Annotated in this window: 17 protein-coding genes and 1 tRNA gene; 5 read left to right on the top strand and 13 right to left on the bottom strand. The window is 64.6% G+C overall.

From position 1 onward, the window contains the following. Positions 1 to 14: 14 nt before the first annotated feature. Together P9A16_RS11805 and P9A16_RS11810 are read right to left on the bottom strand one after the other, a co-directional pair. On the bottom strand, positions 15 to 362 hold the full coding sequence (locus P9A16_RS11805) for a DUF488 domain-containing protein (RefSeq protein WP_023513086.1): 348 nt from the start codon (positions 360 to 362) through the stop codon (positions 15 to 17). Then, positions 334 to 969: a carbonic anhydrase gene (locus P9A16_RS11810; protein ID WP_023513087.1), complete on the bottom strand. Its 636-nt coding sequence runs from the start codon at positions 967 to 969 to the stop codon at positions 334 to 336. The genes P9A16_RS11805 and P9A16_RS11810 overlap by 29 nt, the downstream gene beginning before the upstream one ends. 359 nt (positions 970 to 1,328) lie before the next feature. Here P9A16_RS11810 and rnk point away from each other — a divergent pair, with 359 nt between their 5' ends. Together rnk and P9A16_RS11820 are read left to right on the top strand one after the other, a co-directional pair. Beyond that, a complete protein-coding gene (gene rnk, locus P9A16_RS11815; protein ID WP_023513088.1) occupies positions 1,329 to 1,754 on the top strand; it encodes a nucleoside diphosphate kinase regulator in 426 nt (141 codons plus the stop codon). A 179-nt stretch (positions 1,755 to 1,933) separates the two neighbouring features. Further along, positions 1,934 to 2,440 carry a hypothetical protein gene (locus tag P9A16_RS11820; RefSeq protein ID WP_130517947.1) on the top strand — a complete coding sequence of 169 codons (507 nt, stop codon included), beginning with the start codon at positions 1,934 to 1,936 and terminating at the stop codon, positions 2,438 to 2,440. Between the two features lie 17 nt (positions 2,441 to 2,457). Here P9A16_RS11820 and gdhA read toward each other — a convergent pair whose 3' ends face one another. From gdhA to P9A16_RS11840, 4 genes are all read right to left on the bottom strand, one after another. Beyond that, positions 2,458 to 3,813, bottom strand: a complete 1,356-nt coding sequence (gdhA, locus tag P9A16_RS11825; RefSeq protein ID WP_023514799.1) for an NADP-specific glutamate dehydrogenase — start codon at positions 3,811 to 3,813, stop codon at positions 2,458 to 2,460. An 89-nt stretch (positions 3,814 to 3,902) separates the two neighbouring features. Beyond that, complete coding sequence (locus P9A16_RS11830) at positions 3,903 to 5,054, bottom strand: HPP family protein (protein ID WP_081870497.1); 1,152 nt, start codon at positions 5,052 to 5,054, stop codon at positions 3,903 to 3,905. A gap of 186 nt (positions 5,055 to 5,240) precedes the next feature. After that, a tRNA-Leu gene (locus P9A16_RS11835) sits at positions 5,241 to 5,327 on the bottom strand. A gap of 136 nt (positions 5,328 to 5,463) precedes the next feature. Continuing rightward, positions 5,464 to 6,894 carry a phosphomannomutase NoeK gene (locus tag P9A16_RS11840; RefSeq protein WP_023513979.1) on the bottom strand — a complete coding sequence of 477 codons (1,431 nt, stop codon included), beginning with the start codon at positions 6,892 to 6,894 and terminating at the stop codon, positions 5,464 to 5,466. 128 nt (positions 6,895 to 7,022) lie between these two features. Here P9A16_RS11840 and P9A16_RS11845 point away from each other — a divergent pair, with 128 nt between their 5' ends. Continuing rightward, entirely contained in the window at positions 7,023 to 7,418 is a 396-nt protein-coding gene (locus P9A16_RS11845) for a BA14K family protein (RefSeq protein ID WP_023513980.1), read from the top strand. Between the two features lie 52 nt (positions 7,419 to 7,470). Here the strand turns inward: P9A16_RS11845 and P9A16_RS11850 are convergent, their stop codons facing one another. Next, positions 7,471 to 7,773, bottom strand: coding sequence for a SelT/SelW/SelH family protein (locus P9A16_RS11850; RefSeq protein WP_023513981.1), 303 nt, complete (start codon positions 7,771 to 7,773; stop codon positions 7,471 to 7,473). 179 nt (positions 7,774 to 7,952) lie between these two features. Between P9A16_RS11850 and P9A16_RS11855 the strand changes: the two genes are divergently transcribed. Further along, the gene (locus P9A16_RS11855; protein WP_024270055.1) at positions 7,953 to 8,402 is read left to right on the top strand and encodes a DoxX family protein; all 450 of its coding nucleotides are present in this window, start codon (positions 7,953 to 7,955) and stop codon (positions 8,400 to 8,402) included. Here P9A16_RS11855 and P9A16_RS11860 read toward each other — a convergent pair. Then, positions 8,393 to 8,791, bottom strand: coding sequence for a hypothetical protein (locus tag P9A16_RS11860; RefSeq protein WP_024270056.1), 399 nt, complete (start codon positions 8,789 to 8,791; stop codon positions 8,393 to 8,395). The two genes, P9A16_RS11855 and P9A16_RS11860, sit on opposite strands and share 10 nt — an antisense overlap. Positions 8,792 to 8,977: 186 nt before the next feature. On the opposite strand from P9A16_RS11860, the gene P9A16_RS11865 reads away from it, so the two are divergent. Then, positions 8,978 to 9,739: a Crp/Fnr family transcriptional regulator gene (locus P9A16_RS11865; protein ID WP_023512750.1), complete on the top strand. Its 762-nt coding sequence runs from the start codon at positions 8,978 to 8,980 to the stop codon at positions 9,737 to 9,739. A 55-nt stretch (positions 9,740 to 9,794) separates the two neighbouring features. On the opposite strand, the gene pyrC is transcribed toward P9A16_RS11865, so the two are convergent. The 5 genes from pyrC to P9A16_RS11890 form a co-directional block, all read right to left on the bottom strand. After that, positions 9,795 to 10,835, bottom strand: coding sequence for a dihydroorotase (gene pyrC, locus P9A16_RS11870; protein WP_023512749.1), 1,041 nt, complete (start codon positions 10,833 to 10,835; stop codon positions 9,795 to 9,797). Between the two features lie 116 nt (positions 10,836 to 10,951). Beyond that, positions 10,952 to 11,575 carry a nucleoside triphosphate hydrolase gene (locus P9A16_RS11875; protein WP_023512748.1) on the bottom strand — a complete coding sequence of 208 codons (624 nt, stop codon included), beginning with the start codon at positions 11,573 to 11,575 and terminating at the stop codon, positions 10,952 to 10,954. After that, positions 11,572 to 12,351: an ATP-binding cassette domain-containing protein gene (locus P9A16_RS11880; protein ID WP_023512747.1), complete on the bottom strand. Its 780-nt coding sequence runs from the start codon at positions 12,349 to 12,351 to the stop codon at positions 11,572 to 11,574. The genes P9A16_RS11875 and P9A16_RS11880 overlap by 4 nt, the downstream gene beginning before the upstream one ends. Next, a complete protein-coding gene (locus tag P9A16_RS11885; RefSeq protein ID WP_023512746.1) occupies positions 12,351 to 13,433 on the bottom strand; it encodes an ABC transporter permease in 1,083 nt (360 codons plus the stop codon). The genes P9A16_RS11880 and P9A16_RS11885 overlap by 1 nt, the downstream gene beginning before the upstream one ends. A 259-nt stretch (positions 13,434 to 13,692) precedes the next feature. After that, a complete protein-coding gene (locus tag P9A16_RS11890) occupies positions 13,693 to 14,715 on the bottom strand; it encodes a sugar ABC transporter substrate-binding protein (protein WP_023514907.1) in 1,023 nt (340 codons plus the stop codon). Positions 14,716 to 14,892 lie beyond the last annotated feature (177 nt).

The following is a 14,892-nucleotide window of genomic DNA, read 5'->3' on the forward strand; positions in this document are numbered from 1 at the left end:
GGCGGTGCGGAACCTTAGATCCCGTTCTGCAAAATGTCGGCAAGCACGGCCGCATGGTTGAATTCACGGTTGCGCGAGCCGTAAAGCAGCGTGACCGTGCCAGCCGCAACGCGCTCGCGCAGATCCTCCAGCGCCGGGTTGCCCTGCAGTTCCTCCCGGTAGCGCGCCTGGAATTCCGGCCAGCGCTCCGGCTTGTGATCGAACCATTTGCGCAGCGCCGTGGAGGGCGCCGCATCCTTCATCCAGAGGTCGAAACCGGCCTTTTCCTTGGAAAGGCCGCGCGGCCAGAGCCGGTCGACGAGGATGCGTGTCCCGTCCGTGGGTTCGGGGTCGTCATAGATGCGTTTGGTCTCCACCGGCATGGGTTTTGCCTCCCTGGCCACTGCCAATCGTACATTTGAGATCAGAAAGCAGCCCGTCCTTCAAGCCGTAGACCCAGCCGTGGATGGAAACCGCACGGCCGGCCTGCCAGGCCGTCTGGAGGGTGGGCGTGCGGGCCAGCCGCTCCACCTGCGCAGCGACCGAGGCCTCGCAGAGCCGGTCGAGGTCGGCATCGCTCCAGGGCGCACATTCCCGGCATTCGAAACGCCGGTCCGCCACATCGCGGATCGGTTGAAGCCAATGGTCGATCAGGCCGAAACGCTCGCCGCTGACGGCAGCGCGGATGCCGCCACAGCCATAGTGCCCGCAGATGATGATGTGCTTCACCCCAAGCTGGTGCACGGCATATTCGACCACGGAGAGCATGTTGAGGTCGGCCGGATGGATGAGGTTGGCGACGTTGCGGTGCACGAAGACCTCGCCCGGTTCCAGCCCGGCGATCACATTGGCCGGCACGCGGCTGTCGGAACAGCCGATCCACAGATAGTCCGGCTGCTGAAGGTTGGCGAGGCGGTCGAAATAGTCGGCCTTCTCAGCCTTGCGCTCGGCGGACCAGACTTTGTTCCTGGCGAAAAGGTCCTCGATCATGACGTGGCTCCGGCTTGTGGGGATGGTGCGTTCTCCGCCCGAACCTGACTTCTGTCAAACCGGCAGACCGTCGCAGGGGCGGCGTTCGGCCGCGCCGTCGTGGCCCGGCTTGACTTTCTCCGCGCCCTCAAGCCATCATGGTGGCATGACCACGACGCAATCCATCGCCCGGTTCTTGAAACGGTTGTTTCCTCTCGCAGGACACTAGCCCCTCGGCTTGGTCGCGTCGCGCCCCGGCCGTGGGGCAATAGCGGTTTCGTTTCTGCACGAAAACCGCACCGGAAAGCGCGACATTCCCCCTAGATCTTCGATTTTCCGCGTGCCCGCCGGGCCGCGAAGACCCGTGCCGCGAGGTTTCCATGACCGCCAAGACCAAGGCCATCCGCCCGCCTGCCATCACCATTGCCCGCTCCGAACATGCGCGCCTGTCGAACCTTGCCGACATGCTGGCCGAGCGCGACCCGCATGCGGCCGAACAGCTTGCCGCCGAGCTCGACCGCGCTAAAGTCGTCGATGACGCCCGCATGGCGCCCGGCATCATTCGCATGGGCTCGGTTGCCGAGTTCCGTATCGACGATGAACCGCCGCAGACCGCCGAGCTGGTCTTTCCGAAGGACGCCGATATTTCCCGCCATCGCATTTCCGTGCTGACGCCGGTCGGTGCTGCTTTGCTCGGCCTTTCGGCCGGCCAGTCGATCGAATGGGCGGCACGCGACGGAAAGGTGCGGCGCCTCAGCATCATCGCCGTGCATGTCGCGGTGCCGGATGCGGCCGAGGCCTCCTGAGGATATTCTGCCTTGAAATTCCTGTCCTTCCTCCAGTCCGGGCGCATCGGAGGCTGCCTCGTCGCAGGATCGTGACCCCCTGTGCCGCGGCTGCGGCCAGGGGGCTTCTCCACCACGGGTTTTCAAGCCGCGCGCTCGCGCAGGCAGGATGGAGAATGGTTATGGGACGGAATCCCGCTATGCTCACGGCAAGAGATGGATATGTGCTGGAAAAGATGCTGCGCGACTGGCCGCCGCTGACGGAGGAATGGCTGGTGCTGTTGAACCGCAAGCTGGCAAGCGGGTGCCTGCCTGCCGGCGGGTGCATCCCCGCCGATCTCGCGATGATCGATGCACGGGTGACGTTCCGCTGCGAAAGCGGGCTCACCGATACCCGAACGCTGTGTCTGCCGGGCACCTACGCGCCGGGCAGCGCCTTCCTGCCGATCACGACCTTCTATGGCCTTGCCCTGCTTGGCCTGCGCGAAGGCCAGGCGATGACCTTCGACCGGCCGGAAGGCCGGCGCGACTGGATCGTCCTGGAAAAGGTGCTGTTCCAGCCGGCAGCCGGTGGCCTCGCGCCAGAGGCACCGGCAGAGGCGGCCCGATCGCCCTTCCGGGTCATCGCCGGCGGCCTTGCCGACCGGGCCTTCACGCCCGCCAACGAAAACGGCCCCGGACAGGGTCCGGGGCCGTCGGCTGCCTGAGATTCAGCGAGAGGCGATCAGATCACGCCCTGCGCGCGCATGGCTTCGGCGACGCGCGTGAAGCCGGCAATGTTGGCGCCGAGCACATAGTTGCCCTTGGCGCCATATTCTTCCGCCGTTTCGGCGCAGCGGTCGTGGATGCCCTGCATGATCTGGCCGAGGCGCTCGCGGGCCGTCTCGAAGCTCCAGCTGTCACGGCTGGCATTCTGCTGCATTTCCAGTGCCGAGGTGGCAACACCACCCGCATTGGCCGCCTTGCCGGGGCCGAAGAGCACGCCCGATTCCTGGAAGGCCCGCACGGCTTCCGGCGTCGAGGGCATGTTGGCGCCCTCGGCGACGGCGATGACGCCGTTCTTGATCAGCGTCTTGGCGTCCTTGCCGGACAGCTCGTTCTGCGTGGCGCAGGGCAACGCCACGTCGCAGGGCACGTCCCAGATCGAACCCTTGCCGGCCGGGATGAAATGCACGCCGGTCGTCTTGGCGCGGGCATATTCCGACAGGCGTTCGCGGCGCACTTCCTTGATTTCCTTGACCAGTGCGAGGTCGATGCCTTCCTCGTCGAGAATGTAGCCGCTGCTGTCCGAGCAGGCCACGACCTTGGCGCCGTACTTGATGGCCTGCTCCATGGCGTAGATCGCCACATTGCCCGAGCCCGAGACGGTGACCCGCTTGCCTTCGAAATCGGTACCCTTGGTGGAGAGCATGGCGCGGGTGAAATAGACCGCGCCGTAACCGGTCGCCTCCTTGCGCACCAGCGAGCCGCCGTAGCTCAGGCCCTTGCCGGTGAAGACGCCGGCCTCGAAGCGGTTGGTCAGGCGCTTGTACTGGCCGAACATCCAGCCGATCTCGCGGCCGCTGACGCCGATATCGCCTGCCGGCACGTCGGTGTGCTCGCCGAGATGGCGGTAGAGTTCCGTCATGAAGGACTGGCAGAAGCGCATGATCTCGCCGTCAGAGCGGCCCTTCGGGTCGAAGTCCGAGCCGCCCTTGCCGCCACCGATGGGCAGGCCCGTCAGCGCGTTCTTGAAGATCTGCTCGAAGCCGAGGAACTTGATGATGCCGAGATTGACGGAGGGATGGAAGCGCAGGCCTCCCTTGTAGGGTCCCAGCGCCGAATTGAACTGCACGCGGAAGCCGCGGTTGATCTGTACCTGACCCTTGTCGTCGACCCACGGTACGCGGAAGATGATCTGGCGCTCCGGCTCGCAGATGCGCTCGATCAGCGCGTCCGTCAGGTAGCCGGGATGTTTGGAGACGACGAGCCCGAGGCTTTCCAGGACCTCGCGCACAGCCTGGTGGAATTCCGGTTCGGCAGGATTGCGCTGCAGTACCTGGGCAAGGATCGGTTCAAGCTTTTCGTCGACGGTCGCCATGGCGACACTCCTTTCGTCTCGGTCTCACATTTCTTGGAAGGGCCGCCGGTCTGGTGCCGGCAGGCCCGATTGACATCGTCCGGGCATGGTCAGATGCCCTGCCCGTGGCCGCCCATCAGGCCCGTGGGACCGGTCTGGGAGAGGCTTTTCGCGAGTGTGGCTAGAAGATCTGTCTGGGAAATGATACCCACCACATGGCGCTCGTCGTCCACGACGACGACGGCATGGATGGAGCCGTCCGTCAGCCGCGGCAGCAGGCCGATGGCCGGATCGGACGGGCGGGCGGTCGCCGCCTCGGAAATGGGCAGATGGGCGTCCGGCGCCATGGCGGCCAGTTCCCGCAGCCCCACGGTGCCGAGAAGCTGCCGGTCGGCGTCGAGCACGGGCAGCGTGCGGATGTCGTGGTCGAGCAGGAGGCTGCGGGCCTCGTCGGCCGTGGCATCACGGGTCACCGTCACCACATCGCGCGACATGATGTCGGCGGCGCTCAACTCGCCGCGCTGGCGCAACAAGGCCTGCAGCTCGACCTGACGCAGCAGCGTGTCGATGTCGGCACGGCTGACATCCAGCGTCTCGTTGAGGTTGGCGATCGCCGTATCGATATCCTCGCTGTTGAAGCCGACGCGGAAGGCGGCGGGCGGATCGGCGGTCTTGTGCGTGTTGACGGGCGCAATCGTCTGGCGGTGTGGATATTGCCGCCCGGCCAGCCGGTGGAAGATCATGCCGAGGGCTACGAGGATCAAAGAGTTGATCGCGATCGGCACGAGCGGAAACCAGAAGCCCGACCGGCTGACCGCCGCCCCGCCGATAACGGCGGTCAGCGCGGCCGCTCCGCCCGGCGGGTGCAGCGAGCGGGTCAGCGACATGGCGAGGATCGCCAATGCCACGGCAAGGCCGATGGCGATGGCCGGATCCCTGACCAGTGTGGTTACGGTGACGCCGACAAAGGCGGAAATCGTGTTGCCGCCGACGATCGACCAGGGTTGGGCGAGGGGGCTGGCAGGCACGGCGAAGAGCAGAACCGCGGAGGCGCCGATGGGCGCGACGATCAGGGGCAGATGCGGGTCCTGGCCCATCACGAAGCCGCAGACGAGGCCGGTGAGGCAGATGCCGACCAGGGCTCCAACGCAACCGATCAGGCGCTCCTTGAGGGTGGCGCCGGCAAGAATCGGTGCGAACAGCCGAAATTTGGACAGGTTGCCCGGTTTTTGGGCATCGTGTTGAGGCGGGGCCACGATGATCCTGATCTTAAAAAGGCAGATGATTATTTTGCAGGCTTATGTGCCTATCGCGCGCATGACGCAAGGGCGCAACCGGAAGATTCTGTTTTGCCGGAAAGGAAGCGAAACGGCGCCGGGTGCGAGCAACAAAAAAGCCCGGCAGAGCCGGGCTTTTTTGCATGTTCCGGAAAATCCGGAATGGGAATTTGGTGCCCAGAAGAGGACTCGAACCTCCACACCCTTTCGAGTACCAGCACCTGAAGCTGGCGCGTCTACCAATTCCGCCATCTGGGCGACGGAGAGGCATGTAGAAGGACCGCTCGCTGGTGTCAACAGGCTTTTTGAAGTTTTCGCAACAGCTTGGCAAAAATTGTCTTTTCCACAAATGGCCTCGACGGTTTCGTGGAGAACGTCCGGACAGGCGAAATGCTCAGTGGTTCGTGACCCAGGCGCGGATCCGTTCCAGCCCGGCTGCAAGCAGCCGTGCGGCGGCGGCTTCGCTCTCCGCTTCGACATAGCAGCGCATTTCCGGCGCGTTGCCGGAGGGGCGGAAGTGGATGACGCTGCCGTCCTCCAAAGTGACGCGCAGCCCGTCGATGTCGCTTACCGCTGCCGGCACGCCGATCGGCGCGAGGAAGGCAGCAAGCGGGCCGGCGCCCGCGCGCAGTTCCGCCATCAGGGCGGCGCTGGCCTCCACCGGCATGTTTTCCAGCCGGTCGCTGGCCGCGGCCGGCAGGGCAAAGCCGGCGGCGATTTCGGAGAGCGGCCGGCTTTGCCCTGCCGCGAGGGCGAGCACGGCGAGAACCGGCATCAGGCTGTCGCGGGTGGGCAGCGCACTGAGCATGTGGCCGTTCACGGCAAAGGGCGTTGCCGTCAGCGTGCCGCCATTGGCCTCGAAGCCGGCGACAGCGGCTTTCCCGGCCAGGACCGCCTCGTTCATGGCGGCGATCACGAAGGGCGAGCCGACCCGGGTGCGCAGCACCGTGCCGGAAACTGCGGCCTCGATTCCAGAATTGGAGGTGACCGGTGTCGCAACGGCAGTCGCGCCGAGGAAGCGACAGGCGATGAGGCCGACGAGGTCGCCGCGCAGCGGCGTTCCGGTCTCGTCGGTGACAAGCGGCCGGTCCCCATCGCCATCTGCGGAAATGATGGCGGCGAGCCCGTGCTCCCCCGCCCAGCCTTGCAGGAGGCCGATCGTCTCGGCGGAAACCGCCTCCGTGTCGACGGGAATGAAGCTCTCCGACCGGCCGAGCGCGACGACGTCCGCGCCATAATGGGCAAGCACCGAAACGAAGAGATCGCGTGCGACCGTCGAATGCTGGTAGACCCCGATGCGAAGGCCGGCAAGCGCCTGCTCGGGCAGCAGCGTGCGGCTGCGTGCGGTATAGAGGGCCATCGCGGCCTCATGAAGATCGTCGGCGGTCTCCCTTGCGGCGTCGAAGGTGAGCCCCTCGGCGCGAATCGTTTCGGCGGCCGCGGTGATGGCGGCCTCGTCTGCCTTGTCGATCTCGCCGTCCGGCCGGTAGAACTTGATGCCGTTGCGGTCGGCGGGAATGTGGGAGCCCGTCACCATCAGGCAGGCCGCCTTGCGGGCAAGGCCGAGCAGGGCGAGCGCTGGCGTCGGTAGCGTGCCGCAGTCGCGCGGGGAGAAGCCGGCCTTGCGGAGGGCGGCGATGGCGATGGCCGAGATGGCGGGGCTGGAGGCGCGGAAATCGCGCCCGACCAGAATCTCGTCGCCCTGCCGGGCGATTCCGGCGGCCAGAAGGTGGCGGGCGAAGGCGGTAGCATACAGTGCTGTGGCCGGCCCTTCGAGATCCACGGAAAGGCCGCGCAGGCCGCTGGTTCCGAATTTCAGGCTCATGCAGTCACCTCATGTCTTCTTGCGGTCCGATCCTGCGGTGGACGCGACATGAATAAAACAAAATGCGTGAACGTAATGCAAAGCAGGGACGTGTCAGGGAAAAATCCCGCCAGAACAGTGAGGATCACATGTCGAAGATTCGAAATCTTGTTTTCGGTTGCGCGATGGGGATTGCCTCCGCGATCGCGCCTATCGGGGCGGCGCAGGCCGTTCCGCTTGCCGTGCCGGACATGAAGGTGGAGACGAAAAGCGACGTCACCAAGGCACAGGTGGAATTCTGCTATGGCGACGGCTGCGACCGCCGTTACTATCGCCGCCACTATGAGCCCTATTACGGCGGTTACGAGCGCCGTTACTATCGGCCGCGCTATGAACGACCACGCTACGAGCGGCCGCGCTACTATGGCGGGCGCCGGGCGCATGTGAACTGGTGCGCCAATCGCTATCGCACCTACGACCCCTATACCAACCGTTACCATGCCGGCGGCGGTGTCTACCGTCTGTGCTACTCGCCTTATCGCTGAGCACGGCGGGGATCGTCACACGGACGGCGGGCTTCGGCCCGCCGTTTCCGTTTCAGCCCTGACCGCTGTTCGTGGCACGGTCCGTGTGGCCAAGGTCACGGCCCGGCTCGATAATGTCGCGCACGCGCTGTTTCAGCTCCTTCGGCCCGGGAAAGCCGCCATCGCGCTTGCGCTCCCAGACCAGGGCCTCGCCGACGCGGATCTCGAAATTGCCGCCGGTGCCGGGAATGAGCGCCACCTCGCCGAGTCCATCGGAAAAGGTCGAAAGCAGCTCCTGCGCCATCCAGCCGGCGCGCAGCAGCCAGTTGCACTGGGTACAGTAGAGAATGGAAACGCGCGGCTTTTCCCCGGTCATGGTCACCTCCTGATCGATGCGAAAAGCATATAGCAGCGGCGTCCTCTTGGCACGCGCCCACTCGCGGTCCCCTCACAGAATTGTCAACTCAATTTATCATGTTTTGTTGGCGGACATCTTGTCGCAGCCGGATTCCTGGAGGAGACGTGGTGCACCGCAACAGATCAACCGGAGACCCTATGACAGAGCTTGCCACCACCCGCTCCCGCCTTATCATTCCCTCGCTCGGCAGCATCTATGCCGCGCTCGGCGAAAGCGCGGAAACGATCCTGCGCGTTGCCGCCGGCGTGCTTCTCGTGACGCACGGCTATGGAAAGATCCTCAATCCCTTCGGTGCCAGCGGCATGGTGGAAAGCCTCGGCTTTTATCCCGGCGCCTTCTGGTCGCCGCTGCTCGCCGCGACCGAATTCTTCGGCGGAATCCTGATCGCGATCGGCCTGTTCACACGTCCTGCCGCCTTCGCGGCAATGATCGTGCTCGCCGTCACCGTCTACTTCCACGGCATCGTGCAGGCCGAGGGCCTGATGGGCGCGGAAAAATCGATCCTCTGGACGCTGATCATGTTCTATTTCGTGATCCGCGGGGCCAACGCCCATTCGGTCGATGCCAAACTTGGCCGTCAGTTCTGATCCGTCTCCTGTGATGGTTGCGGCCTCGGCCGCAGCCGTTTCCTGACATTGACGACCAGCGTTTCGGCGTCATGCGGCTTCATGACGACGGGAATGACCTCAAAACCCTCGACGCCATCGCGATGGATGTCACCGACGGTCGTGAAGAGCAGCGGAACGCCCTTGGCAACGAGCCGTTCGATACGCTCCGTGATCAGCGTGGCATCCAGCGGTATGTCGAGCAGGCAGAGGTCGACATCGGCCAGCGCCGTCGTATCCCACTGGTCGAGCTGTTCCGGCCGCAGAAGGGTGGTCCGGCAGTTCAATGCCGCCTTGATCAGATATTCCGCGTCGAGCGCAATCAGGAATTCGCGTTCGGCGATCAAGATGTGCGGAAGTGAATGGTTCATGGCGCCGCACTCCTCGTCCATGTGAAACCGCCGGAGGGGGCGGTTCGGGAGGCGGACTTTGGGCTTGCCCCCCGGGAGTGTCATTTAAAAAAGACATAGCACCCGTGTGATGGAACAACGGCGCATGTGCCACGTTTTCCGGGCCAGCCTATGGGTTTGGGCAGGATCAAACGCGGCGGAGGCGTGATGGCGGGTGGTACGGCGGTCAATCAGCAATCCAGATGGCGCACGCCCTGTCAGCAATGTCCCCTGCGCGGTCTTTCGACCTTCCGGGACTTTTCGGCAAAGGAGCTGGACTTCGTCTCGCAATTCAAGAGCGGCGAGCTTTCCAGCGAGCGCGGCGCCACGATCCTCGTCGAGGGCATGCACAGCGCCCATCTCTTCACCGTGCTTTCAGGCTGGGCCTTCCGCTACAAGCTTTTGCCGGACGGACGCCGGCAGATCATGAACTATCTCCTGCCCGGCGATCTCATCGGCCTGCAGGGAAGCCTGATGGGCGAGATGGATCATTCCGTCGAGGCGCTCACGCCGGTGACGCTCTGCGTCTTCGAGCGCTCCAAGCTGGAGCGGCTGTTCGAGCGTCACGCGTCACTCGCCTATGATCTCACCTGGATCGCGGCGCATGAGGAGCGCATCCTCGACGAGCATTTGCTCAGCATCGGCCGCCGCTCGGCGCTTGAGCGCACGGCCTATCTGCTCTCCTTCATCCACCAGCGCGCCCATTCTGCCGGCGTCAACGGCGGGCGGCGGGTCATTCCGATCACCCAGCAGCATGTCGCCGATACGCTCGGGCTCTCGCTCGTTCACACCAACAAGACGTTGCGCAAGCTCGCCGACCGCAAGCTGATGCGCTGGCAGGACAAGGGCTGCGAAATCCTTGACGGCGACGGTCTTCTGGCGCTGGCCGGCTGGGAGGGACTGAACAAGCAGGCCCGCCCCTTCATCTGATCTTTTTGGCCGGCGCGGTTCCGGCCAGCAGAACCGCTTCGACCTTTTGAACCGTTCAGGCGACGTCCCAGTGCAGCGGGAACATCGGGTCGAACACCGTTACAGGCCCGGCGCCCGTTTCGATCTTTGCCGGGAAAGCCACCGGCTCCGCACGCTTGACGAGGCGGATCGTCTCCTCGTTGACCGGCAGGCCATACCAGGCGGGACCGTTCAGCGAGGCGAAGGCTTCGAGCATGGGGAGCGCGCCGTCCTCCTCGAAGACGTGGGCAAGGCAGCTCATCGTGTTGATCGAGGTGTAGATGCCGGCACAGCCGCAGGCGCACTCCTTCAGCGGGTCGACATGCGGCGCCGAATCGGTGCCGAGGAAGAAGCGCTTGTCGCCCGACGTCGCGGCCTTGCGCAGCGCCAGCCGGTGCTCCTCGCGTTTTGCGACGGGCAGGCAGTAGTAGTGCGGCTTGATGCCGCCAACGAGGATGGCGTTGCGGTTGATGATCAGGTGGTGCGTGGTGATCGAGCCGGCAAGGTTTGCCTTCGCGGCCTTGATATAGTCAACGCCGTTCTTCGTCGTCACATGCTCCATGGTGACACGCAGTTCCGGCAGGCGCGTGCGCAGCGGATCAAGCACGGTCTCGATGAACACGGCCTCGCGGTCGAAGATGTCGACTTCGGGCGTCGTCACCTCGCCGTGCACGCAGAGCGTCAGACCGATCTTCGCCATGCGCTCCAGGACGGGCATGGCCTTGTCCATGTCGCGCACGCCGCCATGCGAATTGGTCGTTGCGCCGGCGGGGTAGAGTTTGACGGCGCGGATCAGGCCGCTCCTGTAGCCGGCTTCGACGTCGTCGGGGTCGGTGTGCTCGGTGAGGTAGAGCGTCATCAGCGGTTCGAACCGGTCGCCCTTCGGAAGGGCGGCGAGGATGCGGTCGCGATAGGCGCTCGCATCCGCGGTGGTGACGACCGGCGGCACGAGGTTCGGCATGATGATCGCGCGGGCGAAATGGCGGCTGGTGTCGCCGATCACGCCTTCGAGCATGGCGCCGTCGCGCAGGTGCAGATGCCAGTCGTCCGGCCGGCGGATGGTGAGTTCTGTGGTCATCGGCGTAGCTCCCGCCCTTGGCTTTGCAGCGATCCCGGATGCGAAACGCTCTTGCATTCCTGCCGGGATTTCTCTGGCGGCTGCGATAGCATCCGTGGCGCGGAACGACAATCGTTTCAGAAGATGTCGATGGTGAGGTCCGCCGGGCGGGAATTTTCAAGGATGCGCTTTCCGTTCGGCAGGTCGTTGCCGTAGAGCTTGCGCTGGATTTCGTCTTCCGGCAGGTCGTAGCCGAGCCAGCGCCGGCGCAACCGCTCCTCCAGCACCGCATAGGGCGGCCCGACGAAGATGGTGAAGTCGAATTTTTCTTCCAGCCGATCCCAGGGCGTTTCGGTCAGCAGCAGATAGTTGCCCTCGGCGAGCACGAAGCGCGTTTCGGCCGGAATGGCCCGGGCGGCGTTGATGGCGATCTCGCGCGTGCGATCGAAGACCGGCACGAGCACCTCGTCCCCGGCTCTTTTCAGGGCTGTGACGATATCGATGAAGCCGCGGGCGTCGAAGGTTTCGGGCGCCCCCTTGCGCGGCAGGAGGCCGCGTTCGGAAAGAATGCCATTGTCCATATGAAAGCCGTCCATCGGCAGGATCTCTGCCGTTTCGCCGCGGGCGAGAAGCCGCTCCCTGACGGCTTCGACCAGCGTCGACTTTCCGGCACCCGGCGGACCGGCAATGCCGAGCAGGAAGCGGCGCGCGTTTTCAGCGCGCCGCAGAAGGTCGTCCACGATCGTTTCGACCGTAGTCATGCCGCGATGGCCTCCGCAGGCAGCTTGGCGCCGGTCATGAAGGCGACGGCGTCGGACATGGTGTAGTCCTTCGGGTTGATGACCGTGAGCCGCCGGCCGAGCCGGTGGATGTGGATGCGGTCCGCCACCTCGAAGACATGCGGCATGTTGTGCGAGATCAGCACGATCGGAATGCCACGACGGCGGACGTCCAGGATGAGTTCCAGCACGCGCCGGCTTTCCTTGACGCCGAGCGCCGCCGTCGGCTCGTCGAGGATGATGACCTTCGAGCCGAAGGCGGCAGCGCGCGCCACCGCAACGCCCTGGCGCTGGCCGCCCGAAAGCGTCTCCACCGCCTGGTTGATGTTTTGGATGGTCATCAGCCCGAGTTCCGAGAGCTTGTCGCGGGCGAACTTCTCCATCGCCGTGCGGTCAAGCTTGCGGAACCACTGGCCCATGACGCCCGGTTTGCGGATCTCGCGGCCGAGGAACATGTTGTCGGCGATCGAGAGGGCCGGGGAAAGCGCGAGGTTCTGGTAGACCGTTTCGATGCCGGCGCCGCGGGCCTCGATCGGCGAGCGGAAATGCACCGGTTTGCCTTCGAGGCGGATTTCGCCCTCGTCCGGCGTGACGGCGCCGGAGATCGCCTTGATCATCGAGGACTTGCCGGCGCCGTTGTCGCCGATCACCGCAAGGATCTCGCCGGGATAGAGATCGAAATCGGCATGGTCGAGGGCGGTGACGCGGCCGTAGCGCTTGACGAGACCGCGGGCGGTGAGAATGGGTTCGAGTGCCATCAGCCTGCTACCTTTCTGATCCACTGGTCGATTGCGACAGCCGAGATGATGAGGACGCCGATCAGGAGATAGGTCCATTGCGGGTCCGTGCCGATGAGGCGAAGGCCGAGCGAGAAGACGCCGACGATGAGCGCCCCGAAGATCATGCCGAGGATCGAGCCGCGTCCGCCGAAGAGCGAGAGGCCGCCGATAACAACGGCCGTGATCGATTCGATGTTGGCGAATTGGCCGGCGGTCGGAGAGACCGAGCCGATGCGGCCGATGAGGGCCCAGCCAGCCAGCGCGCAGATGAGGCCGGACAGCGTATAGACCGAGACCAGCATGCGCTTGACATTGACGCCGGCGAGCTCCGCCGCGTCGGGGTCGTCGCCGACCGCGTAGACATGGCGGCCCCAGGCGGTGTGGTTCAAGACGTACCAGAGCAGCGCCACCAGTAGCACCATGGCGATGACGCCGTAGGTGAAGACGGCACTGCCGAGCTTGATGTTGTTGCCGAAGAACTGGAGGAGCGGCGCCTGCGAGGAAATATCCTGCGAGCGGATCGTTTCGTTGGCCGAATAGAGGAAATTCGAGGCGAGGATGATCTGCCACATGCCGAGCGTGACAATGAAAGGCGGCAGCTTCATGCGGGCGACCAGCAGGCCGTTGATGTAACCGCAGAGGGCACCGCAGGCGAGGCCGCAGAGCACGGCAAGCGAGGGCGGCAGGCCGTAGCGGAAGGTGAACTGGCCCATCACGACGGAGGAGAGCACCATGATCGCGCCGACCGAAAGATCAATGCCGGCGGTGAGGATCACCAGCGTCTGCGCCGCGCCGACGATGCCGACGATCGCCACCTGTTGAAGGATCAGCGTCATCGTGAAGGCGGAGAAGAACTTGCCGCCGAGCACCGCGCCGAACACCGCGACCGAGATCACGAGCACGATCAGCGGCACCGCGGAGGGGCTGCCGTGCAGGAAATGCTGGAATTTCTGGATGGGTGTCTTGTCGTGCGTATCGAAGGAGGCGACCTGCGTCGCGCTGCCGGATAGCACCTTCTCAAATTCCTGCGAAGGCTGTGAGGCCGTCGATGTCTCACTCATGATTTTCCTCCCCTTCCGGTGCCGACCGTCGCGGCGTGCCGGATGAAATGGTGCGTGGACGCATCGGCAGGGCGCGCTTCGCGCACCTGCCGCCATCTGCGGGCGGTCTCCTCCCCAAGGTGAACCGGCTCGTGCCGTCGCCCGGGAAGAAAGGTGCCCATGTCTTGTTGCTGTTGTCAAAGCAGGGTCGGTATTTCCCGCGACCCAGACCGCGTCCGTAGCGGAAAGCCGGCCCGGTCAAGCCGGGCCGGCGGGGGCCTTAGCCCCAGCACTTGTCCTTGCCGGCCTTGGTGTCGATGGATTCGACGCCTGCTGCCGGCTTGTCGGTGACGAGCGTCACGCCCGTGTCGAAGAAGTCCTTGCCTTCGGTCGCCTTCGGCTTTTCGCCGGTGTCGGCAAACTTTTTGATGGCCTCGATGCCGAGGGCGGCCATCATCAGCGGGTACTGCTGCGAGGTCGCGCCGATGACGCCGTCTGCGACGTTCTGCACGCCCGGGCAACCGCCGTCGACGGAAACGATCAGCACGTCCTTCTCCTTGCCGACGGCCTTCAGCGCTTCATAGGCGCCGGCAGCGGCCGGTTCGTTGATCGTGTGCACGACATTGATGGACGGATCCTTCTGGAGAAGGTTTTCCATGGCGGTGCGGCCGCCTTCCTCGTTGCCGTTGGTCACGTCATGGCCGACGATGCGGGCATCGTCCTCGTCGCCGATCTTGGAAATGTCCTTCACGTCGATGCCGAAGCCCTTCATGAAGCCCTGGTTGCGCAGCACATCGACCGAAGGCTGCGACGGCGTGAGATTCAGGAAGGCGATCTTTGCGTCCTTTGCGGCGTCGCCGAGCGTGGCGGCAGCCCATTTTCCGATCAGTTCGCCGGCGAGCAGGTTGTCGGTGGCAAACGTCATGTCGGCGCTGTCGAGCGGCTCGAGCGGCGTGTCGAGCGCGATGACGAGCAGGCCTGCCTCACGCGCCTTCTGCACGGAGGGAACGATGCCCTTCGTGTCCGAGGCCGCGATCAGGATGCCCTTTGCGCCGTCGGCAATGCAGGTCTCGATGGCCGCAACCTGGCTTTCCGAGTCGCCGTCGATCTTGCCGGCATAGGCCTTCAGCGTCACGCCGAGTTCCTTGGCCTTGGCTTCCGCGCCTTCCTTCATCTTGACGAAGAAGGGATTGGTGTCGGTCTTGGTGATCAGGCAGGCCGTGGTTTCGGCGGCTGCCGGCGAGGAGAAGGCGACGCCGAGTGCAAGCGCGCCGAGAGCGGCGGAAATGATGGTTTTCTTCATGGTATCCTCCCAAGGACGAAACGGGATGCGCCCCTCTCCTGGGGCGATCCGGTCGCAGGGTGGGCGGGCAGGTCTTCTGCCGGCCGATCCTCGCTTCCGTCCTCAAGAGAACACCAAAAGAAATGGCTGTCAATAAATAAATCGAATTGAATTATTAATTCGTTGTGGCATGCTGCA

The organism is Shinella sp. 838, from assembly GCF_029623935.1.
Classification (GTDB): domain Bacteria; phylum Pseudomonadota; class Alphaproteobacteria; order Rhizobiales; family Rhizobiaceae; genus Shinella.